The organism is Amnibacterium flavum, from assembly GCF_003097495.1.
In the GTDB taxonomy this organism is placed as follows: Bacteria; Actinomycetota; Actinomycetes; order Actinomycetales; family Microbacteriaceae; genus Naasia; species Naasia flava.
This window is the reverse complement of record NZ_QEOP01000004.1, coordinates 112,108-133,420: the sequence shown is the minus strand read 5'-3', so window position 1 is coordinate 133,420 and position 21,313 is coordinate 112,108. Positions and strand designations below refer to the sequence as shown.

At 70.4% G+C, this 21,313-nt stretch carries 21 protein-coding genes; 12 read left to right on the top strand and 9 right to left on the bottom strand.

Annotation, left to right across the window (positions count from 1 at the left end):
• Positions 1-145: 145 nt before the first annotated feature.
• Positions 146-454 carry a PadR family transcriptional regulator gene (locus DDQ50_RS15835; RefSeq protein WP_116757766.1) on the bottom strand — a complete coding sequence of 103 codons (309 nt, stop codon included), beginning with the start codon at positions 452-454 and terminating at the stop codon, positions 146-148.
• Between the two features lie 136 nt (positions 455-590).
• A complete protein-coding gene (locus DDQ50_RS15830) occupies positions 591-2,144 on the bottom strand; it encodes an MDR family MFS transporter (protein WP_116757765.1) in 1,554 nt (517 codons plus the stop codon).
• Positions 2,145-2,688: 544 nt separating this feature from the next.
• Here DDQ50_RS15830 and DDQ50_RS15825 point away from each other — a divergent pair.
• The gene (locus DDQ50_RS15825; protein ID WP_116757764.1) at positions 2,689-3,897 is read left to right on the top strand and encodes an MFS transporter; all 1,209 of its coding nucleotides are present in this window, start codon (positions 2,689-2,691) and stop codon (positions 3,895-3,897) included.
• A 187-nt stretch (positions 3,898-4,084) separates the two neighbouring features.
• On the opposite strand, the gene DDQ50_RS15820 is transcribed toward DDQ50_RS15825, so the two are convergent.
• Positions 4,085-4,639 (bottom strand): NADPH-dependent FMN reductase, encoded by a 555-nt coding sequence (locus tag DDQ50_RS15820; RefSeq protein WP_116757763.1) that lies wholly within the window; start codon positions 4,637-4,639, stop codon positions 4,085-4,087.
• Positions 4,640-4,805: 166 nt separating this feature from the next.
• Between DDQ50_RS15820 and DDQ50_RS15815 the strand changes: the two genes are divergently transcribed.
• A complete protein-coding gene (locus tag DDQ50_RS15815; RefSeq protein WP_116757810.1) occupies positions 4,806-5,603 on the top strand; it encodes an aldo/keto reductase in 798 nt (265 codons plus the stop codon).
• A 106-nt stretch (positions 5,604-5,709) separates the two neighbouring features.
• Here the strand turns inward: DDQ50_RS15815 and DDQ50_RS15810 are convergent, their stop codons facing one another.
• Positions 5,710-6,693, bottom strand: coding sequence for an aldo/keto reductase (locus DDQ50_RS15810; protein ID WP_116757762.1), 984 nt, complete (start codon positions 6,691-6,693; stop codon positions 5,710-5,712).
• A 185-nt stretch (positions 6,694-6,878) separates the two neighbouring features.
• Here DDQ50_RS15810 and DDQ50_RS15805 point away from each other — a divergent pair, with 185 nt between their 5' ends.
• The gene (locus DDQ50_RS15805; RefSeq protein WP_165829860.1) at positions 6,879-7,877 is read left to right on the top strand and encodes a DUF4349 domain-containing protein; all 999 of its coding nucleotides are present in this window, start codon (positions 6,879-6,881) and stop codon (positions 7,875-7,877) included.
• An 8-nt stretch (positions 7,878-7,885) separates the two neighbouring features.
• Here DDQ50_RS15805 and DDQ50_RS15800 read toward each other — a convergent pair whose 3' ends face one another.
• Positions 7,886-8,308, bottom strand: coding sequence for a pilus assembly protein CpaE (locus DDQ50_RS15800; RefSeq protein ID WP_116757760.1), 423 nt, complete (start codon positions 8,306-8,308; stop codon positions 7,886-7,888).
• Positions 8,309-8,397: 89 nt separating this feature from the next.
• Here DDQ50_RS15800 and DDQ50_RS15795 point away from each other — a divergent pair, with 89 nt between their 5' ends.
• The 6 genes from DDQ50_RS15795 (at position 8,398) to DDQ50_RS15770 (ending at position 11,773) form a co-directional block, all read left to right on the top strand.
• The gene (locus DDQ50_RS15795; protein WP_338065169.1) at positions 8,398-9,303 is read left to right on the top strand and encodes an aldose 1-epimerase family protein; all 906 of its coding nucleotides are present in this window, start codon (positions 8,398-8,400) and stop codon (positions 9,301-9,303) included.
• A 4-nt stretch (positions 9,304-9,307) separates the two neighbouring features.
• On the top strand, positions 9,308-9,808 hold the full coding sequence (locus tag DDQ50_RS15790) for a fluoride efflux transporter FluC (protein WP_240614471.1): 501 nt from the start codon (positions 9,308-9,310) through the stop codon (positions 9,806-9,808).
• Positions 9,805-10,188 carry a fluoride efflux transporter CrcB gene (gene crcB / locus DDQ50_RS15785; RefSeq protein ID WP_116757758.1) on the top strand — a complete coding sequence of 128 codons (384 nt, stop codon included), beginning with the start codon at positions 9,805-9,807 and terminating at the stop codon, positions 10,186-10,188. The genes DDQ50_RS15790 and crcB overlap by 4 nt, the downstream gene beginning before the upstream one ends.
• A 148-nt stretch (positions 10,189-10,336) precedes the next feature.
• Positions 10,337-10,567: a hypothetical protein gene (locus tag DDQ50_RS15780; protein ID WP_116757757.1), complete on the top strand. Its 231-nt coding sequence runs from the start codon at positions 10,337-10,339 to the stop codon at positions 10,565-10,567.
• A gap of 122 nt (positions 10,568-10,689) precedes the next feature.
• A complete protein-coding gene (locus DDQ50_RS15775) occupies positions 10,690-11,022 on the top strand; it encodes a hypothetical protein (protein ID WP_116757756.1) in 333 nt (110 codons plus the stop codon).
• A 25-nt stretch (positions 11,023-11,047) separates the two neighbouring features.
• Complete coding sequence (locus DDQ50_RS15770; protein ID WP_116757755.1) at positions 11,048-11,773, top strand: glycosyltransferase family 2 protein; 726 nt, start codon at positions 11,048-11,050, stop codon at positions 11,771-11,773.
• Here the strand turns inward: DDQ50_RS15770 and DDQ50_RS15765 are convergent.
• Both DDQ50_RS15765 and DDQ50_RS15760 read right to left on the bottom strand, forming a co-directional pair.
• Positions 11,716-13,023 carry a glycosyltransferase gene (locus DDQ50_RS15765; RefSeq protein ID WP_116757754.1) on the bottom strand — a complete coding sequence of 436 codons (1,308 nt, stop codon included), beginning with the start codon at positions 13,021-13,023 and terminating at the stop codon, positions 11,716-11,718. The genes DDQ50_RS15770 and DDQ50_RS15765 overlap by 58 nt on opposite strands.
• On the bottom strand, positions 13,020-15,176 hold the full coding sequence (locus DDQ50_RS15760) for a glycosyltransferase (protein WP_205663674.1): 2,157 nt from the start codon (positions 15,174-15,176) through the stop codon (positions 13,020-13,022). Before DDQ50_RS15760 ends, DDQ50_RS15765 begins: the two co-directional genes overlap by 4 nt.
• 166 nt (positions 15,177-15,342) lie before the next feature.
• Here DDQ50_RS15760 and DDQ50_RS15755 point away from each other — a divergent pair, with 166 nt between their 5' ends.
• On the top strand, positions 15,343-16,524 hold the full coding sequence (locus DDQ50_RS15755; RefSeq protein WP_165829859.1) for a polysaccharide pyruvyl transferase family protein: 1,182 nt from the start codon (positions 15,343-15,345) through the stop codon (positions 16,522-16,524).
• A 51-nt stretch (positions 16,525-16,575) separates the two neighbouring features.
• On the opposite strand, the gene DDQ50_RS15750 is transcribed toward DDQ50_RS15755, so the two are convergent.
• Both DDQ50_RS15750 and DDQ50_RS15745 read right to left on the bottom strand, forming a co-directional pair.
• Positions 16,576-17,757, bottom strand: a complete 1,182-nt coding sequence (locus DDQ50_RS15750; RefSeq protein ID WP_116757752.1) for a class I SAM-dependent methyltransferase — start codon at positions 17,755-17,757, stop codon at positions 16,576-16,578.
• A gap of 175 nt (positions 17,758-17,932) precedes the next feature.
• Complete coding sequence (locus DDQ50_RS15745; RefSeq protein WP_116757751.1) at positions 17,933-19,189, bottom strand: NAD(P)/FAD-dependent oxidoreductase; 1,257 nt, start codon at positions 19,187-19,189, stop codon at positions 17,933-17,935.
• 215 nt (positions 19,190-19,404) lie between these two features.
• On the opposite strand from DDQ50_RS15745, the gene DDQ50_RS15740 reads away from it, so the two are divergent.
• Together DDQ50_RS15740 and DDQ50_RS15735 are read left to right on the top strand one after the other, a co-directional pair.
• Complete coding sequence (locus tag DDQ50_RS15740; protein WP_240614469.1) at positions 19,405-20,190, top strand: aquaporin; 786 nt, start codon at positions 19,405-19,407, stop codon at positions 20,188-20,190.
• On the top strand, positions 20,187-21,146 hold the full coding sequence (locus DDQ50_RS15735) for a Dyp-type peroxidase (protein WP_116757750.1): 960 nt from the start codon (positions 20,187-20,189) through the stop codon (positions 21,144-21,146). The genes DDQ50_RS15740 and DDQ50_RS15735 overlap by 4 nt, the downstream gene beginning before the upstream one ends.
• The last annotated feature ends 167 nt before the right edge of the window (positions 21,147-21,313 follow it).

The window sequence follows — 21,313 nt, the reverse complement described above, 5'->3', positions numbered from 1 at the left end:
GACGTCATCCCGGCATCGATGGACCAAGGCATCGTCGATAACGCGCCCGAACCCCCGCAAAATCCCGTCCCGCCGCCCTCCACCGCCGCGCCCACCTCGGGACCGCGCGCCGATCGCCCGACCGCCACGCCACACCGCCCGAGCTCTACGGCCGAGCAGACTCCGCTCTTGCCGCCATCTTGGCGTCGTAGATCGCGACGACGCGCTCAGCCTCGCGCTGTCCTTCAGGCGTCAACCGGTAGAGGCGTCGACGCGGGCCCGGCCGCACCCCTTCGGCCTCCCATTCGGCGTGCAGCCAGCCGCTCTGCTCCAGTCGGGTGAGGATCGGATAGACCGTGCCGGTCGGCTTGCCGGTCTGCTTCACAACCGCCAAGCCCCAGATCGGCTCGGTCTCGGCCATCAGGACCCGGAGCACCAGCACGGTGGGCTCGGTCACCCGCTCAACACCACTCATGCGCTTACCCTACGCATATCCGATAGCGCGCCTGCGCGTGCCCCGGTCGCCCTCAGCAGCAACGACAACGCCTCAGCAGGAGGATCCGGGCGGATCCCGCCTGCTGAGGCGTCGAAGTCACTGCTGAACGAGAGGATCAGTGAACAGGTGCTGCTCCGGCAGGCGCATCGGCGGGCTTGGTGACGAACGCGCCGACCGCGATGAGGACGAGCGACAGCACCGCGCCGACGAAGAACGCCGACCGGACGCCTTCGAGCATCGCGGGGGCAGCTTCTGCTCCGCCGGTGGCCGCGGTGACCGCGCCGACGGACATGACCGTGACGAACAACGCCGTGCCCGCGGCCGCCGCCACCTGCTGGAAGGTGCTCAGCACCGCGGAGCCATGCGAGTACAGGTGGGGTTTGAGCGCCCCGAGACCGGAGGTCATCACCGGGGTAAAGGTGCCGGCCAGACCGACGCTCAGCAGGATGTTCGCCACGATCAGGTACCAGACCGGGGTGTCGAGCCCGACGAAGGCGAGCATCCAGAGCGAGAGGCTGACGAGGACGGTTCCCGGAATGATGAGCACCCGCGCACCGACCCGGTCGTAGATACGACCGATGAAGGGGGCTGCGATACCCATGAGGAGCCCACCGGGCAGGGTGATGAGCCCGGTTACCAGCGGCTCGAGCCCCAGCACCGTCTGCGCGTACAGCGGGATCAGGATGATGACACCGAAGAGGCTCAGGGTCGCCAGGATCATCGTCGCCATCGACACCGTGAAGATGCGTGAGGTGAAGACGCGCAGGTCGAGCAGGGCCCGATCGGCCCGCTGCAGCTGCAGCTGGCGCAGCAGGAAGGCGAGGAGCGCGACGCCGCCGACCACGAAGAAGACCCAGTTGGGCACGACGGGAGGCGCATCAGCCGACTGGCCGAAGCTGGCGAGACCGTAGACCAGGCCGCCGAAGCCGAGCGCGGCGAGAGGGACCGAGATCACGTCGAGCTTGGCGTTGCCGAGCTCGGAGACGGACACGACCCACTTGGCGCCGAGCGCGAGGCTGACGAGTGCGATCGGGAGCACGAAGCCGAAGATCCAGTGCCAGCCGAAGTGCTCGAGGATGAACCCTGAGACCGTGGGGCCGAGCGCGGGAGCGACCGAGATGACGATCGAGATGTTGCCCATCATCTGACCGCGACGCGCAGCCGGCACCAGGGTGAGGACCGTTGTGATGAGCAGGGGCATCATGATCGCGGTACCCGACGCCTGGATGACACGGGCGACGAGCAGAACGGTGAAGTCCTGCGCGAGGAACGCGACGAGGGTTCCCGTGCTGAACAGACTCATGGCCGCGATGAACAGCGCCTTGGTGCGGATCCGGTTGATGAGGAATCCGGTCGTGGGGATGACGACCGCCATGGTGAGCATGAACGCCGTCGTCAGCCACTGGCCGACGCTCGGTTCGACTCCGAGGTCGCGCTGCAGCACCGGCAGGGCGACGCTCATGACCGTCTCGTTGAGGATGACGACGAAGGCCGCGATGAGCAGCAGGGCGATCACGTTGCGGTGCGCCCGGGGCAGACGGTTACTCGTTCCGGCGTCGGCGTTCCGCCCGGCGTCGGCGTTCCGCCCGGCGTCGACGGTTCCGTCGTAGCGGGTCTCGTCGAGATCGGAGCTCGTGGTGGGAGCGGTCGATTCGGCGCGTTGCGTCATGGGATTCCGTTCGGAAGTGGGCGGAGGAGAAGAGGTGACGGAGGCTCTCATCGCTCGACCCCGCCGAAGTGTACGGCGTCCACATTACGGGACTCCACCGACGACAACCAGAGCGGTCCCCACTGTCTTCCCGATCCGCGGAACCAATTCGAGATGACCGCACCGAAGTCGGACGAGGCGGCCTGCGAGATCATGCGACGAGCCTGCCGACAACCTCCGACAGAGGGCGGTCGCGCGCGGCACAGATGGCCGGAATCGCGGCGATGAGAGGAGAGGGATACGGTTCGTCTCCGGACCCCGGGCCACCCGAAGGCCGGGGTCCGGAGAACGATTCCGTACAGCTGGACCATGGCTTGCCGAGCCACCCGAAGACCGGCAAACCGTGTGGCCATATCAGCCGTGCATCACTATATATGGGGCTGAGCGATAGCCCACAACCCTAGATATTGCGGCGTGTCGTACACACCGTGTGCATAACCAGCCGTACTTATCCACAGGTTAGGACGCACCCCTGGAGATTGCCGGGACCTAGACTGAGCAAGCTGTGAGTAGTTATGTGAGCTTGCTCAGATCCCCGGGTGTCGGGCGCATCATGGGCGCCCAATTGACCGCCAGATTCCCCTCCGGGATGCTGTCGCTGGGCTTCCTCCTCCACATCGAGAAGACCACCGGGTCCTACGGCGCGGCCGGGCTCGTGCTCGCCGCACTGAGCATCGGTCAGGCCGTCTCGGGACCGCTGACGAGTCGTCTGATGGGCGTCGTGGGCATGCGTCCCGTCCTCATCGTCACCACGCTCGCCTGCTCGGTCGCGATCACCGAGATCGCCCTCGTGGAGCAGCCCGTCCCGATCTCGATGATCGTCGCGCTCATCGCCGGACTCACCTACCCGCCGGTTCAGCCCGCGGTGCGCACCATCTACCCCAAGATGGTCAACTCGCGACAGCTCACGCCGCTGTTCTCGCTCGACGCGTCGGCGCAGGAGCTCATCTGGGTCGGCGGTCCGGTGCTCGTGACCTTCGTCGCGACTCAGATCGGAACAGTCTGGGGAATCCTGCTCTCCGTCGCCATGCTCCTCGGCGGCGGCATCTGGTTCATCTCGTCACCCGAACTCGGCCGGGTCCGCATCCCGCGCAGCAAGCGCCGCTTCGGCGTCGTCCTCACCCGACCGACCGTGCTGCTCGGCACCATCGTCGGATTCCTGCTCGTCGGCTCATGCGCGGCGATCGAGGCGGGAGTCGTCTCGACGTTCGGCGACCACGGACCCGAGGCGGGCATCATCCTCGCCATCTGGTCGATCGGCTCGCTCGTCGGTGGACTCGCGTTCGGGCACACCCCCATCAGTCCCTGGGCGCTCGCGCGGCGCATGGCGATCGTCACCGTCGGACTCGCGGCCGCCGCGTTCATGCTCGACTTCTGGTGGCTCGCGGTGACGCTCGTCATCTCCGGCCTCGGCCTCGCCCCCGCTCTCGCGGTCATCTTCGCCATGACGGCGGCCAGCGTGAAGTTCAGCGACACCGCCGAGGCGTACGGGTGGATCGGCACAGGTCAGCTCATCGGCGCCGCGATCGGCTCGGCGGTGGCCGGCTTCGTCATCGACGGCCAGGGGGCCGGTGGCGCGTTCTGGGTGGCCGTCGGACTCGCCGCCCTCGGCGCGCTCGTTGCACTGCTCGGCCGGCAGTGGGTGCCCGACCTCCGCGGACGGGACGCGAGTCCGCTCCCCGACACCGACTCGGTGCCGATCCAGCCCAGTTAGCGGGCGAGCGGATAGTTTCGACGGGCTCAACGGGCGGGCTGCGCTTCGCTGCGCTCAGCGGGCGGGGGCGGGGTGGTTTCGACGGGCTCAGCGGGCGGGCGTCGGCCTGCGCTTCGCTGCGCTCAGCGGGCGGGCGGGCGGGGGCGTTTCGACGGGCTCAGCGGGCGGGGGCGGGCGGGCCGCCGGGTCAGGGGGTGCGCAGGGGGCGGAGGGCGTCCGTGAGGGCGATCAGCTCGGCCGTCGCAGCCGCGAGGCGGCCCCGGTGGGTCTCGCTCGGCTCGAAGATGCCGTCGTCGGTGATGAGGTTCGTCGGGAAGTTGATCTCGACGTTCGCGGCCGTCGTGTACAGACCGAGCCCGCTGGTCACCGCCTTGAGTCCCTCGACCCCGCGGGTTCCCGCGGAGACCCCGCCGTAGCTGACGAAGGTGACCGGCTTGTGCCGCCACTCGTGGTTCAGGTAGTCGAGCGCATTCTTGAGCGCCGGCGAGAAACTGTGGTTGTACTCGGGCGTGACCAGCACGATGGCATCGGCGGCGGCGACGCGCTCGCTCCAGGCGATCGTGTGCGGCTTCGTGTAGCGGCGCTGCATCGGGTGGTTCGGCTCGTCCATGAGAGGCAGCGCGAGTTCGGCCAGGTCGACGAGGTCGACCTCGATCCCCTCGACGGCGGACAGGTCGGTCGCGACCCATTCGGCCACCGGCAGGCCCACGCGCCCGGGGCGAACGCTTCCGATGATCACCATGACTCGAGTCGACAACTTCGCTCCTGCTTCCGCCCGCGTTTCGGGCCCCAGGACTCCAAGGCCCGCGCCCCCGCGGGTATTCCGCCGAGTCGCTCTCCCGGGTGACGCGGAGGGCACGACGGATAATGGTCCGGTGACCTCCTCCCCTTTCTCCCCCGCCCTGCAGATGAACGACGGCCACGAGATCCCGCAGCTCGGTCTCGGTGTCTACAAGGTGCCCGACGACGAGGCGGCGGAGGTGGTGCGCACTGCCATCGAGCTCGGCTACCGTCACGTCGACACCGCGAAGCTCTACCTGAACGAGATCGGGGTGGGCCGCGGCGTCCGCGATTCGGGCGTGCCCCGCGAGGACGTCTTCGTGACGACGAAGGTCTGGAACGACGATCACGGCTACGACGAGACGCTCCGGGCGTTCGACGACAGTCTCGAACGCCTCGGCTTCGACTACGTCGACCTCTACCTGATCCACTGGCCCGTTCCGAGCAAGGACCGCTACGTCGACACCTGGAAGGCGCTCGAGCGGATCAAGGCCGACGGGCGCGCACGGTCGATCGGCGTCTCGAACTTCACCGAGCGCCACCTCGACCGACTCCGCGAGGAGGCCGAGGTCGTCCCCGTGCTCAACCAGGTCGAGCTGCACCCGTGGCTCCCCCAGACCGAGCTGCGCGACTACGACACCGCGAACGGGATCCTCACGGAGGCCTGGTCACCGCTCGCCCGCGGCCGGGTGCTCGGCAACGACGTGCTCGACCGGATCGCCGCCAAGTACGGCAAGACGCCCGCACAGGTCGTCATCCGCTGGCACCTCGAACTCGGCAACGTCGTCATCCCCAAGTCGGTCACACCGTCGCGGATCGCCGAGAACGCCGACGTCTTCGACTTCGCGCTCGATCAGGACGACATGGCGCAGATCGCGACCCTCGACTCGGGCGAGCGCACCGGGATGCACCCCGACAACGGCTGACCCGACTGCACGAATCGCGGAGTTCGGCGCCGAATCCGACTCGAAACGGCCGGTTTCCGCCCAATAGCGGGCCCGACTCCCCGATTCGTGTCGCCCGGCGGCGCGGTCACCAGCGCGGGTGGACGATCTCCCGGAAGTACTCGTCGTAGATCCGGGTCACGCCGGCGCGGAAGTCGTCGCCGAGGTCGGGCAGCGACCCGGCCTCCGCGTTCGCGCGCGCCTGCTCGGGGTCGCGAGCACCCGGGATCACGGTGCTCACCCCGTCGAGCTGAGCGATCCAGGCGAGAGCAGCCTGGGCGGGCGTGACCCCTGCGGGAGCGAGCGCCGAGAACTCGCGAGCGGCGGCGACCCCGCGCTCGAACGGCACCCCGGAGAACGTCTCACCCACGTCGAACGCGTCGCCCGACCGGTTGTAGTTGCGGTGGTCGCTCTCCGCGAAGGTCGTGTCCTCGGTGTACTTGCCGCTGAGCAGCCCCGATGCGAGCGGGACCCGCGCGATGATGCCGACCCCGGCCTCTCGGGCGGCGGGCAGCACCTCGTCGAGCGGCTTGAGCCGGAACGCGTTGAGGATGATCTGCACCGTCGCGGTTCCCGGACGCGCGATGGCCGTCAGTGCCTGGGAGGTCTCCTCGACGCTGACCCCGTAGGCCGCCATGACGCCTTCGTCGACGAGGGTGTCGAGCGCGTCGAACACCTCGTCGGACGAGTACACCGGCGTGGGAGGGCAGTGCAGCTGGACGAGGTCGAGCGTCTCGACCCCGAGGTTGCGGCGCGAGCGGTCGGTCCAGGCTCGGAAGTTGGCGAGGGAGTAGTTCTCGGGCTCCTGCGGGAGACGCCGGCCCATCTTGGTCGCCACCGTCACTCCGCTGCCGGGATTCGCCGCCAGCCACTCGCCGATGATGCTCTCGCTGCGTCCGTCGCCGTAGACATCGGCGGTGTCGAAGATCGTCACACCCGCCTCGGCGGAGGCGTCGAGCACCGCGCGGGCATCGGCGGGGTCGACCTCGCCCCAGTCGCTGCCGAGCTGCCAGGTTCCGAGGCCGATGACCGAGACGTCACGACCGGTCCGACCGAGTTGGCGCTGCTGCACGAGGAGTCTCCTTCGACGAGGGTGGGGAGCCTGCGGGCTCGCTACCGATCCTGCCGCATCCCGCCTGGAAGACCGTCCGGTCGACCGGATGCCCGCCCGGCTTCATGCCGGACCGGTCAGCGCAGGGAATAACGATCGCGCGACGGTCTCGACCACCGGCGCCGAAGCGGTTCTATGTTCAGGGCATGCGCAGAGCCGCCCTCCTCCCCGCCGCAGGTCTCCTCATCGCCGTCGGGCTCGCTCTCTCAGCGTGCACGTCGTCGCCGACCTCGCTCGACTCCGGCCCGATGGGCGGCGGCTCGGACAGCAGCGTGGACGGCTCGGCCCCCGAGCTCGTCGATCCGGGGCGCTCCGACGCCGCCGCGGACTCCGACGCCGCCGTGCGCGATGTGATCACCACGGCGCAGCTCGACCTCGTCGTCGAGGACCCGGTCGAGTCGGCCGCGAAGGCGACCGACCTCGTGACCTCGCGGCAGGGTCGCATCGACTCCTCCACCAGTCAGCCCGCCTCCGACTACCAGAGCGCCTCGGCGAGCATCGTCGCCCGGGTGCCGGCCGACGACCTCGAGACGGCCATCGACGAGATCTCGGCCCTCGGCGCTGTGCGCTCGCTCAGCACCCAGGCGACCGACGTCACCCAGCAGACCACCGACCTCGATGCCCGGATCGACAGCCTGACCTCCGCCGTCGAACGGCTCCGCCAGCTGCTCGCCTCGGCGGCGACCACGACGGACCTCATCGCCATCGAGACGGCGCTGAGCGAGAGGGAGGCCGAGCTCGAGAGCCTCACAGCTCAGCGCGACTACCTCGGCGATCAGGTCGACTACGCGACGGTCTCGATCTCGTTCACCACCGCCGATCAGACGCCTCCCGCCGGCCCTCAGGACTTCTGGGGAGCCGTCGTCGCCGGATTCACCGGACTGGTGGCCAGCCTCGGCGCGCTCGTGATCGCATTCGGGGTGGTCCTGCCCTGGATCGTTGCGATCGCCATCGTCGCGGCGATCGTGATCGGAATCGTGCGACTGGTGCGACGCATCAGACGCCGGCGTCCGGCCGCGACTGCGACTGCGACTGCGACCGATGCTCCGTCGGCTCCGTCGGCTCCGTCGGCTCCCGATGCGGCGCCATCCGGTGACCAGGCGACTCCCCCGCCGGCGCCGGGCGCATCAGCCCCGGACGCCTGAGCGCTCGGTCAGCGCAGCGTCGCGGCGCCGACCAGGTGCAGTACGGCCTCGCCGTACGCATCGGATGCGCTGGCCGCGGAGAAGGTCGCGGTCTCGCCCCGGAAGTCGATGTCGACCGAGAAGGTGGCCTCGTCGCCCGCGCCGTCGGCTCGGAGAGCTCGGAAGGCGCCCCGGAGCAGTTCGCGCAGCTGCGCCTCGGACGGCAGCCAGAGCGCATCGTCGAGCGAGACGGAATCGAGCGCCCATTCCGTTGTGCCGTTGAATCCGAGGATCGTGCCGGTCGGATAGCTGTGCGCCTCGATCGTCATGTCACTGACCGTGAAGACCGCGTCCTCGGCCTCGGTCTCGTCGAGCACGAATCGGTCGCCCGACACGGGCTTCCAGCGCAGCCCCGCGGTTCGCAGCGCCCTTGCCAGCGGAATGGAGATCATCGCGCCTATTATCCGCGCGCGTCCTGAGCTTCTCCCCTCCCGCTCGGGCGGTGTAGGCGGCGGGTCCGCCGCACGGGCAGAATCATCTGGTGACCCTTCTCTCCGGCACCCAGGTGCGTCTCTCGTCCTCCGGCTACGTGGCCGACATCTCCTCGGTCGGCGCCAGCCTCCGCACCCTCAGCTTCGAGGGACGCGACCTGGTCTCCCCGTTCGGCGAAGACGAGGTGCGCCCGAATTACTTCGGCGCGATCCTCGTGCCCTGGCCCAATCGGGTGGTCGGCGGTCGGTACTCCTACGAGGGCCAGTCCTTCCAGCTCGCGCTGACCGAGCCCGACCGCGGTCATGCGCTGCACGGACTGGCCGTCTGGCTCGACTTCGCGGTGGCCGAGCAGAGCGAGGACCGCGTCGTCCTGACGGCGAACGTCGCCGCCGAGACCTCCTACCCGTTCCCTCTGAGCGTCGCGGTCGAGTACCGCCTCGACGGGGACGGGCTGACCACCCTGGTGACGACGACGAACAACGGCTCGGTCGCCGCCCCCTACGGCGTGGGACCGCACCCGTACCTGCTCGGCGGCGAGGGCGTCGTCGACGAGTGGACTCTCGAGGTGCCCGCCTCGCAGGTGCTCGAGGTCGACGCGGTCCTGGCACCGACCGAGCTGATCGAGGTGACCGAGAAGTTCGACTTCCGCTCCCCGAAGCTCGTCGGCGACGTCGAGATCGACAACGCCTACACGGGCGTCTCCCGCGGTGCCGACGGTCGCGCCGCGGTGCGCGTCACGGGCGCAGACGGGCACGGCGCGGAACTCAGCTGGGGCGAGGGCCTCGACTGGGTCCAGATCTTCACCGGCGACCTGCCCGATCCCGTCTGGCGCCGACGCGCCATCGCGGTCGAGCCCATGACCTGCGCACCCGACGCCTTCAACACCGGAACCGGCCTGATCCTCATCGCCCCCGGCGAGGCGCACTCGGCCGAGTGGGTCATCAGCGCACTCTGATCGCGTGAACGCCGTGCCCCCAGACCCCGCCGGCAGGGAGCCGTCCGGTGAGCTGCCGCTCGACAGCGACCTGGGGGCGGCGGCGGACCGCCCGCTCCACGTCCGTCCGGCGGCTCTCGCCCTCGTCGCGCTCGGCGGCGTCGTGGGCACGGGGGTCCGAGCCGCGCTGACCGAGGCGTTCCCGACGGCCGGCTTCCCGTGGACCGTCTTCGTGGTCAACCTCGTCGGCAGCTTCGCCCTCGGGGCCCTCCTCGAGGGGCTCGTCCGGCGCGGCGACGACAGCGGCCGCCGCCGAACCGTCCGCCTGCTCGTCGGCACCGGGATGATCGGCGGTTTCACGACATACAGCGCCTTCGCGCTCGACGCCGCGCTCCTCTTCCGCACCGGGGATGCCGCCACGGCTATCGCCTACCTCGCGGCGACCGTCCTCATCGGCGCGGTGGCCACGTGGGCGGGCATCGTCGTGGCCTCCCTCCATCGCGCCGGGTCGGAGGGTGCACGGTGACGCTGCTGCTCCTCGTCGCGACCGCCGCAGCCGGCGGGGTGGGCGCCGCGTTCCGACTGTTCCTCGACGGCGTCATCCGGGGGCGGACCCGGCCCGGATTCCCGCTCGGCACCGTGGTCATCAACATCTCGGGCTCTCTGGCCATCGGTCTCGTGGCAGGGCTCGTCGCGGGCGGGGTCCTCCCGACGGAGGTCAGCCTCGTCGTCGCCACCGGATTCCTCGGCGGCTACACGACGTTCAGCACGGCGAGCTACGAGACCGTACGACTCGTCCAGGCCCGGCGCCTCGGTGCCGCCGCCCTCAACGCCGTCGGCACCGTCGTCGTCTCGACCGCCGCCGCAGCCGCCGGAATCGCCGTCGGCCTGCTCATCTCCGGCTGATCCTCGGCGTCTCCCCCTCCCCGGTCCGAGTCGATGTCGGTGGGAGGCGGCAGAGTGTCCGGCGTGGCAGACCCCCGCTCCGCCCGAGCGGGGTGACGATCGAAGCAACCCGGTCCCCCGACCGGGCCGACCTGTGAAGGAGACACCGATGACCGGTTTCGGATGCACGCACGACGACGAGGTCGACGGCGGCGGCAACCTCCTGTCCTTCACCGACGCCTCAGCCGACTTCGGCGAAGGCGCGGTCGCCATCTCGTGCCCCTGCGGCGACTGGCTGATCGAAGATGCGGCCGGCCGGGTCATCGCCCGAGCCGAGGTCAGCGTCACCGTCGTCGCAGCTCCGGTCGAGAACACCTTCGCGCAGCAGCGGGCCGCCTGAATCCTCTGGACCGACCGCGGTTCGGCGTCGAAATTTGCGGTACCTCAAGCGAATCCCCGAGGTGGTTTGTTAGCGTGGCGTCGCCGCGATCGCGGAGTGCCACGACCCGGGAGGCGTCAGCCGTGAAGAGGATCTCTTATTCGGACGACTTCATCCTCACCGATGACCGGATCGCCGACACCGTGCTCGAGTACGCCGCGCTGCTCGCGCGGTCCAACGGATCCGACGTGTTCGAGATCCCCGCTGTCGACCACGACGGGCACCTCACCCGTGCCTCGCTGCTCCTCGGACCGGCGAGTCAACTGATCGCGGTCGACGCCGGGGCGAGCCCCATCGAGCTCGACGTCGCCGACACCCTCGACGAACTCGCTGTGCGCATGAACGCCCTCGCCCGCGTGCCCCAGGTGCCGTTCGACGACGACACCAGCAGCCGAGCCGACCTCGACGAGGTGTGACCCCCGCCGCCCCTATGCTGTCGACGTGACCGCATCAGAGGCTGCAGCGACCCCGACGCGTTCCGCCACGGTGGTGATCCCGTGGCGCCCCCAGCCCTCGAGGCTCGACGCCTTCGACCGGGTCCTGGCCTGGTACGCGGAGAACCTGCCCGACATCGACGTTCGCACCATCGATTCCGACGACCCGGTGTTCAACCTCGCCCGGTGCCGCAACCTCGCCTTCGACCTCGCCGACGGCGACGTGCTCATCATCAACGATGCCGACACCCTGCCCGAGCGCGATGCGCTGCTGCGTGCCATCGACGGTGCGGCGACCACCAGAGCGGTCCACCTGCCCTACGACGAGTACCGCTGGTTCGGCGCGCAGGGCAGCGCCCAGTACGCCGCCGGTGTCGCGGCAGCGGACTGCGCGTTCGAGCTCGTGCACGGCGCCTGCTCCGGCGTCTACGTCGCGACCGCCGAGACCTGGCGCGCCCACGGCGGCCAGGATGAGCGCTTCCGCGGCTGGGGATTCGAGGACGCCGCCTGGTACATCGCCCACTCGACCATGCTCGACACTCCCCCGATCCGCATCCCCGGTCGGGTGTACGCGCTGCATCACGTCGCCGCCGAACGCAGCGGCACCCAGTACGAGGCGAACGCGGCTCTCATGCAGCGGTACCGCGACGCGTCCGGCGACCGCGAGGCCCTGGGTCAGCTGCTCGCCGACTCCGTGAGCGCCCGGAACGCCCTGGTCGCGCCCGGGTCCTGATCGAGCTCCCGCGCCGCCTCGACCAGGTCCGGGATTCCCTGCTCACCGCGCGCGAGCACGCGCTCGATCGCCGCTCGCAGTTCGTCGACCGTCGCACTGTTCGGAGCGAGCGCTTCGCCGAAGCCCGCACGCTCGATCGCCGCCGCGCCCGCGAATTGATCGGTCGAGAACGGGAGGACGAGCATCGGGGTGGCGGTGCCCACCGCCTCGGTGACCGAGTTGTTGCCGCCGTGCGTGACGGCGAGAGCGGCCCCGCGCAGCAGCCGGACCTGCGGCAGGTAGGCACGGACGAGCCAACCGGACGGGGTCGGCCCGAGAGCCTCGATCGGCGTTGATCCGCTCGCGATCGCGGCACGCACGCCGAGGGTGCGCAGTGCCTCGGCGACCCGGGCGAGGACATCGTCGCGCACCGAGAGGAAGCTGCCGAAGCTCACGTAGACGAACGGCTCATCCGATTCGAGCCACGCGTCGACCTCGGCGTCAGCGGGTTCGGGGCGGAGCGCGCCGCCCAGGTAGCGGTGGGCGGGCAGCTCGCCCTCGCGCCGCGGATCGGCGAGCCCGGCCGGGTAGTTGTAGAGCACCAGCGGACCGTGGAGGGCAAAGGCGTCCTCGACGGTGCGCCCCCCGACCCCCAGCCGACGGGCGGCGAGATTCCACTCGGCGGTGAAGCCGGACGCGACACGACGGCAGAGCGCGTCGAGATCGGCCAGCTCCCCGGTGTCGGGCGAGAACGCAGCGGGCCAATCGGGCGGGTAGCCGTAGACCTCGCCGCCGACGGGCAGCGCCGTCGGGTGGCCGAGCACGACGTCGCCGTAGTCGATGCCCGCTGCCCAGAGACCGAGGCGCGCGCTGTAGGCGAGGTGGTCGACGATGATCGCGTCGGGCTGAACGCGATCGACGACCTCGAGCGTGGCCTGGGCCGACTGCACCGGCTGCCACATGAGATCCACGAGGCGCTCCTGCGCCTGGTAGCGCAGCGTCGGCACCATTCCGCGCCTGGTGGCGTCGAAGAACCCGCGCAGGGAGTCCGCCTCCTCGTCGACCTGGTTCTCGGCGCGGATCACGCCGGGATTGGAGCCGCGACCGAGCTGGAGGTGCTCCCGCTCGTAGCCGAAGGAGGCGACGATGTCCGCCGTCGCCGGGCCGGTTGCGACGACGACCCGTTCACCGGCCTGCTGCCAGGCCGCGCCGAGGGAGGCGAGCGGCAGAAGGTGCGAGGCGTAGTCGGGGCTGATGATGAGGAGCGTCATCGCCCCGCGACCATCGAGGCGACGCCGAGTTCCTCATCGGCGACACCCGCGTAGACATCGACGAGCTTCTCGGCCATGCGCTGAATGGTGAAGCTCTTCTCGACCGTGCGATGCGACCTGTCCGCCCGGCGCCGGTCGGTCTCGGCCAGGGAGGCATCGAGCGCCGACACCATGGCCTCGCTGAGGCGCGCCGTGTCCCAGGTGGCGGTGAGATAACCGGTGACGCCCTCGACGACGTAGGTCGCGGGGCCGCCTCCGTCGGGTGCGACGACGAGGAGACCGGACGCCATCGCCTCGAGGAGGGCGATGCCGAACTCCTCCTTGAGACTCGCGCAGACGTAGATGCCGCCGGGAGCGGTCAGGCCGGGGAGCCCGGTGCGCGCGGCGGCCACCCAGCGGGCGACGACGTCGTTGCGGCGGTGCCCGGGCAGCAGGAGACCCGCCTGCGCGCGCTGATCGGCCGGTACGACCGTGTCGATGAGGTCGAGCTGCTCGCGCTCGTCGTCGGACGGGTCGGCGAGATCGCCGCCCACGATGAGGAGGTTGGCGCGCTCGTGCAGTCCGCTCTGCGCCCAGGCGGAGACGAGTGAGGCCATGCCCTTCACGCGATGCAGTCGGCCGACGCTCACGATGAGGGGCAGCCCGCGCCGCTCGATCGGGAGCTCCTCGACGAGACCGCGAAGTTCCCGGACGGCGTCGGACGGGGCCTCGCCCGCCATGTGCGCGGTCGCCTCGGCGACGGCGGAGTCGATGACCTGGAGGTCGACGCCCTCCGGCACGATCGTGTGCCGTTCGGGGCGCGCGGTGATGTCGATGCCGACGAGCTGGCGCATGTCGCGTCGCAGGGACGGGCGCGGGAACAGCACGGTGTGCGCCGCGTTGGCGGCGAGCTGCTGGACCAGGCGAACCCGGAACCAGAAGTGCTCGCTCTCGTCGACGTCGCCGAAGTTCTCGCGGGTCAGTCGACCGGCGAGATCGAGCGACTGGATGACCGCGTGCGGGTCGGGGGCGACGGTGAAGATGACGGGGATGTCGAGCTCGCGCGCGACATCGGCCGCGGCGAGGCTTCCGACGTCGGCCATGCGCAGGTGCAGCATGTCGACGCCGCCGGCCGCCCGGAGCACGCGCCGGATGCCTCGGCGTGCGGCGACGCGCAGCGGCCACGCCGCCGCGGAGGGAACGGGATCGCGCAGCAGCGGCACCCGACCGTACAGGTGGCCGGCGGCACCCAGGGCGTCGAGATCGGCCGCGGCCTGGGTGACGGACCCCCGGGACATCGTGATGACCCGGCTGACGGGCGTGGCGACCTGCCGGCCCGGGGCCACGAGTGCGTCGCCCAGACGGACCAGGAGCGTGGCGATACCGCCGTTGTCGCCGGCGCCGGCCGAGGTGAGATCGGCGTCGATGTCCGCATGGAGAAACAGCTGACCGACCGTGAGACCGTCGCGGATCTCGTCGCTGACCGGGAGGGCGGCATCGAGATCGATGAGCGACAGGCGGGCGACATCCGCGAGGATGTCGGAGCCCATGGCGAGGTCGATGAGCACGCTGGCGACGCCGGTGTCGCCGCGGCGCTGTCCGAGGGCCGCGATCGCGGCGATCCGCACCTCTTCGCTCTCGCCGCGGTCGCCCGCGATGCTCACGAGGGGGCGGATCGTGATGACGTGGCGCACGAGGCCGAGGGTCTCAACGAGGCGAGCCCTCGCGCCGGGTTCGTCGACCCCGAGGAGCGCGGATTCGAGCCCGACGGCGATCTGCTCGGGCGCTCCCGACGACCACTGCTCGAGCGAGCGCTGGGCGAGCATGCCGCCGAAGCCGCCGCCCGCGATCATGCTGATCAGCCGAGCCGTGGAATCGGCCCGCGGCAGTCGGGTGCCGAGCACCCAGGCGGCGTGCTCGCGGAGGAAGAGGCGCTCGCTCGAGAGGAGCCCCGCCAGCGATCGGGCGGCCTCCTCGTCGGAGATGAGCGCAAGGCCGTGGACTGCGGAGATGGCGGCGATCTGGTCGTCGTCGCGAAGGGTGGACTTCAGAACTCGGATGGTCCGCACGCCCGGATCGCGGCTGCTCTCGAACGCGAGCTCGTCGGCGAGGCGCATGGCGTCGACGACGCGTTCGGCACCGCGCACCGCATCGAGTGAGGTCTGAATACCCACGTCGCTCCCCACCTGATGATCCACGCCACGATCGCCGGTGATCCGGTGGCGGCAAGCTGAATGATAGCGATGAGAAGCGACAACTGACTGCGCGGGGTTTCGGCTACCGTGATGGGTCGACCGCGCACCTGCATCAGCTCGAGCGCCGCAGCTGAGAGGAATGCCCGTGCAGATCGTCACCGTCGGCGATGTCGGGGTTCGCGACGACATGATCCACATCGGCGACGAGGCCATGTTCGAAGCCCTCGTCACCGAGCTCGGCAGTCGCGGGGTCGAGGTCGTCGGGGTCTCCTCCGAGCCGGCCGAGACGGCGGTCAGGTACGGGATCGACACCGTGCCCCGGATCGGCTTCGACCTGTCCCTCGGGCGGCCCGCCGCCGACGAGCGCCTCGGACGCGTGATCCGCGCCGCCACCGGGGAGAGCACTCTCGCCGACGACGATCCGGCGCTCACCGTCATCGACGCCGTCCGCTCGTCCTCCGGAGTCGCGGTCGCAGGCGGCGGCAATCTGGCGTCGACCTGGCCGGTCCACATCTACGAACGGCGCGCTCTCGTCGGCATCGCGACGGCGCTCGGACTTCCGAGCGCGGTGTCGGGTCAGACGTTCGGTCCCGAACTGACCGGCACCGACGTCGACCTCGTCGCCGAGCTGCTCGGGGAGTCGCGCGTCGTGGGCGCCCGCGAGGATGCATCAGCCGCCCTCGCCGCCCGACTCGGCGTTCCGGCCGACCGGCTGCAGCGCACGGTCGACGACGCGAGCTTCCTCGTCGACGACGCGGCGGCCGACAGCGGCTACCTCCTCGTGAGCCTCTCGACGCACCTGGCCGGACGCGACCGGCCCGCGTTCGTCGCAGCTCTCGCCTCAGTGCTCGACCGCGTGGCCCACGACACCGGGCTGGAGGTGCGCTTCCACGCGCACTGGGCGGCACTCGATCCCTCCTCCGTGCGCGGGGACTCGATCCTGCACGACGAGGTCCGCCAGGCGATGAAGGCCGGGTCGGAGGTCGTTCCCACGGTCGACTCGGCGCACGCGGCCCGCCTCGCCCGGGGGGCCGGGCTGCTCGTGACCGGTCGCTACCATCCGGCCGTGTTCGCTGTTCCTGCAGGGGTGCCGACCATCGGGATCTCGACCGACTCCTACACGGTCGTCAAACTGACCGGCGCGCTCGGCGGCTTCGGGCAGAGCTCGGTTCTCGGCATCGACGCCCTGATCGCGGGCGACGGGCACGGCCTCGCCGCGCAGGTATGGCGGGACCGCGCCACCATCCGCGAGGATGGGATCATCCGATCGATCAGCCATCGCGACGCATCCGCCGCCTGGTGGGACCGGGTCGCCGCTCAGTTCTGACAGGACCGGTCACCGCCGACCGATCACCGGCGACCGGGACACGGCCGCACGTCACACCGGCTTGCGGCTGACCGTCACCGTGAACTTGTCGCCGCGACCGGCGACATTGGTCGGGCCGACCATGCGCACGAGCGCGTCGCGATAGGCCAGGTGCGTGTTGAAGACGGTCCACAGCTCCCCGCCCGGGCGCAGCACACGACCGGCGTCCTCGAGCAGGCGGAGGGCGACCTCGGCCTGGACCGTCGCGCCGCTGTGGAACGGCGGATTGCAGACGATCAGGTCGGCGCTCTCGTCGGGGCGCTCGAAGAGCGCGTCCTCGCGCACCGCGACGATCCGATCGGCGGCTCCGTTCGCCTCCGCCGTCGCGGTCGTCGAAGCGACAGCGGCGCGAGACGAGTCGATCGCGACGACGCGCAGCTCGGGATGGGTGGCGGCGAGCGCCACGGCGAGCAGGCCGGTCCCACTGCCCAGGTCGATGGCATCATGCGCGGTGCGTCCGCGGGGGCGGCCCGCCGAGTCGGTGGACGGCACGCCCATCTCGGCCACGAAGCCGAGCAGGAACCGGGTTCCGATGTCGAGCGCCGCCCCGGCGAACGCTCCCCCGTGCGCGACGACCGTCGCCCGGCCACCGGGCAGTTCCGGGGCGGACACCTCGCGGCGGACGGGGTAGCCGGCGGTCGCGGCGGCGGTCCGGGGCAGCGTCGCGGTCAGTGTCCGCGACTTCTGGCGCGCCCGGCCCACATCGACTCGACCGAACGAGCCCGCGAGGACCTCGTTCATCGCGAGCGTCATGTGCTTGATGCGTCCGCCCGCGACGACGACCACGTCCGGGGAGGCGAGCCGTGCGATCGCCTCCGCCCACTCCCCGAGTTCGGCGAGGCTGCGCGGCAGCTGCAGGAGGACGACCCGCGCACCGTCGAGCAGTCCGGCATCGAGCGGATGAGATGTGTAGGCGCCGCCGAACCCCTGCTCGGCGGCGTTCCGGTCGAGCGCGCGTTCGCCGACGAGGGCGTCCTGGTAGACGCGGATCCCGGTCGCCCCGTGGAGCGCCGCAGCTCCGAGGGTGAGGGCGCCGTATCTGTCGCCGAGCACAGCGACCTCGCCGGGCTTCGCCGATGCGAGCGCCTCAGCGGCCTCGTCGAGAATCAGTCGGTCGCTCGCGTCGACGGCGAACAGGTTCGGCGCCTCCACGTCGGGCCTCCGCCGCAGAAGATCGAACGAGAACTCAGCCACCGCCCCACCATACGGGTCGGCCGGGACCCTTCACTTCGCTGCGCTCAGTGGGCGGGACCGAGACCCATCCACCCCTTCGTTTCGACGGGCTCAGCGGGCGGGCTACCGCCGGAGGTCGAGCAGCGCGCGGCGCGTACCGAGACCCCTTCGCTTCGCTGCGCTCAGCGGGCGGGGGTCACGAGGTCTCGGAGAGGTAGCGGTGGACGAACGTGACCGCCATCGCACCCTCCCCCACGGCGCTCGCGACGCGTTTCACCGAGCCGTGGCGCACATCCCCCACGGCGAACGAACCCGGCACGCTCGTCTCCAGGAAGAACGGGTCGCGCCGCAGAGGCCAGACTCCGTCGGCCACGCGCCCGCGCAGGTCGGGACCCGTGACGAGGTAACCGAGCTCGTCGCGCACGATCGGGGTGTCGGTCGCCCACTCCGTGTCGGGCTCACCGCCGATGCAGACGAACATCCGCCCGACCGCCAGATCCTCGGCCAGGCCGGTCCGTGTGTTCTCGAGGCGCACACCACTGAGCGTCTCGTCACCGTCGAGCCGGGTGACACGTGTGTCGAGTCGGATCTCCACATTGGGCGCCCGCAGCACCCGCTGCGCCAGATAGTCCGAGAGGGTCGACGACAGATCGGACCCGCGGACCACCATGGTGACCCGACGCGCGTACGCCGACAGGTTCATGACCGCCTGCCCCGCCGAGTTGCCGCCGCCCACGACGACCACGTCGTCACCCGTGCAGTCGGCGGCCTCACTGGTGCCTGCGCCGTAGTAGAGGCCGACGCCGAGGAAGTCGTCCTCCCGCTCCAGGCCGAGCCTGCGCCATTCCACACCCGTGGCGCAGATGTTCGACCTCGACACCATCCGCGTGCCATCGGTCAGGTCGGCGTGAAGGCGCCCGCCCTCGAAGCGGCCGCGGATCCCGCCCCGCATCAGGAGCAGCTCCGCACCGAACTTCACGGCCTGCTGGCGGGCGCGCTCGGCGAGATCGGCACCGGCCACCCCGGCCGGGAAGCCGAGGTAGTTCTCGATGAGACTGCTGTATCCGGCCTGACCGCCGACGGTCTCGCGCTCGACCAGCACGACGTCGAGCCCTTCCGACGCCGCATACACCGCTGCCGACAGGCCGGCCGGGCCGGCGCCGTAGATGGAGAGGTCGTACTCCGTCAGCCGCGGCCGGGCGATCCAGCCGAGGTGCGCGGCGATCGCCTCGACACTCGGGTCGATGAGGCGCGTCCCATCCGGCAGGTCGACGACGGGCAGCCGAGCGTCGCGCAGCGGCAGTCCGAGCAGGCGGAGGCATGCGGCATCGTCGTCGACCTCGATCCAGGTGAAGTGGACGACGCTGCGGGTGAGGAAGTCGCGGATCGCGTAGGCGTCGCGGCTTCGGCGGTGACCGTAGAGCCTGACTTTGTCGGCGTGCGGGGCGACCATCGCGACGTCCTCCTCTCCGATCGTTCCTGACGGAACACTCCGTGCTGGTTGCCACCGTAGATGCCGCGCGGGCGCCTGGATAGACCGTGCTGATCCCACGCTCGGCCGGCTCGACTCGCGCGATGCTCTTGTCCCCGTCAGCGGGCTCGTCCCTCCGCGCCGGGTCGAGGGACCTTGCGACAACGGTCCGAGCGTCCGGCGTAACGGCCGCCCTAGTGTCCGGGCATGACGAACCCGCAGAACGCCCCGTTCCCGGCGGCATCCGACCGTATTCGCGCGCGGCAGCCGAGGTCGCGGGAACCTTCCTCCTCGTCTTCGGGCTCGTCGGAGCGGCGCTGCTGACCTCGGGTGACACGAACGGCGCGGGCTCGCAGCCGGGCACCGGGCTCCTCGGCGTCGCTCTGGCGCTGGGCCTCGCCGTGACCGCCGGCGGATACGCGTTCGGCCCGATCTCGGGCGGCCATTTCAACCCGGCCGTCACGGTCGGCGTCGCGATCGCCGGACGGCTGCCATGGAGGCTCGTCCCGCTGTACCTGATCGCCCAGTTCGTGGGAGCCGTCGCCGGCGCGGCCTCCGTCTTCGGGCTGATCGCGGGTGGCAGCTCCGGATTCCTCGACACCGCCATCGCATCCGGGTTCGCCTCGAACGGGTACGCCGACCTCTCCCCCGGCGGGTTCGGTCTCCTCCCCGTCGTCGCGGTCGAATTCATCGCGACGGCGGTTCTCCTCTTCGTCGTCCTCGCGACCATGCATCCGACCAAGGGCACGCCCGCCGCCCCGCTCGTCATCGGGCTCACGCTCAGCTCGATGCTCCTCGTCGCCCTGCCGATCGACAACGCGTCATCGAACCCCGCCCGTTCGCTCGCCACCGCGCTGTTCGGCGGTGGAGACTGGCTCGTGCAAGTGTGGGTCTTCATCCTGGTCCCGGTCATCGGCGGCGCCCTCGCGGCGCTCGTCTACCCGAGACTCTTCGCACCGAAAGACGAGGCGGTGGCTGCATGAGCAGTGAGACATGGTCGCGGGTCCCGATCGAACCGCAGAGCGTCGATGCTCCCCTGTCGCGCTCCGCGGTGTTCCTCACGGTCACCCTGTCCGACGCGGCCGACGCCGCCGACAGGGCACGCAGCGTCATCGGCGACATCGGCGGGCTCGTCCGCGCGGTCGGGTTCCGCGACCTCGCGGGTCACCTGTCGTGCGTCGTGTCCATCGGGTCGGATGCGTGGGATCGCGTCGCCCGCCTCCCGAAACCCGCCCAGCTGCACCCGTTCGTCGAGGTCAAGGGCATCCGTCACACCGCCGTCGCGACCCCCGGGGACGTGCTGTTCCACATCAGGGCGGAGCGCGAGGACATGTGCTTCGAGTTCGAGCGGCTCCTCCTCAACGCTCTCGGCGATTCGGTCACCGTCGTCGACGAGACCGTCGGATTCCGGTACTTCGACAGCCGCGACCTGCTCGGGTTCGTCGACGGGACCGAGAACCCCACCGGATCGGGCATGGCTCACTGGGCTCTCGTCAGCCCCGACGACGATCACGCCAACGCCGGCGGCAGCTACGTCGTCGTGCAGAAATACCTGCACGACCTCGCCGGCTGGGACGCCCTCCCCACCGAGCTCCAGCAGATGATCATCGGCCGCACCAAACTCGACAACGTCGAACTCGATGATGACGCGGCACCACGCAAGTCCCACAAGAGCCTCGCGACGATCGTCGACGACAACGGGGTCGAGCACGACATCCTGCGCGACAACATGCCGTTCGGGCGACCCGGGCACGGCGAGTACGGCACCTACTTCATCGGCTACTCGCGCGACGTGTGGGTGACGGAGAAGATGCTGCAGAACATGTTCATCGGCGACCCCGCGGGTTCGTACGACCGGATGCTCGACTTCTCGAAGGCCGTCACCGGCGGCAACTTCTTCGCCCCGGCGAACGCGGTCCTCGAGACCTTCGCCGACTGACCCGCCGCCGCCCGCCCGTCGAGCCCAGCGAAACGAAGCCCCTCCACTTCGACGAGCTCAGTGAGCGGGCCTGCACACCCTTCACTTCGCTCCGCTCAGTGGGCGGGCAACCCCCGCCCGTTGAGCAGAGCGAAACGCAGGACACTTCGACGAGCTCCGCGAGCCCC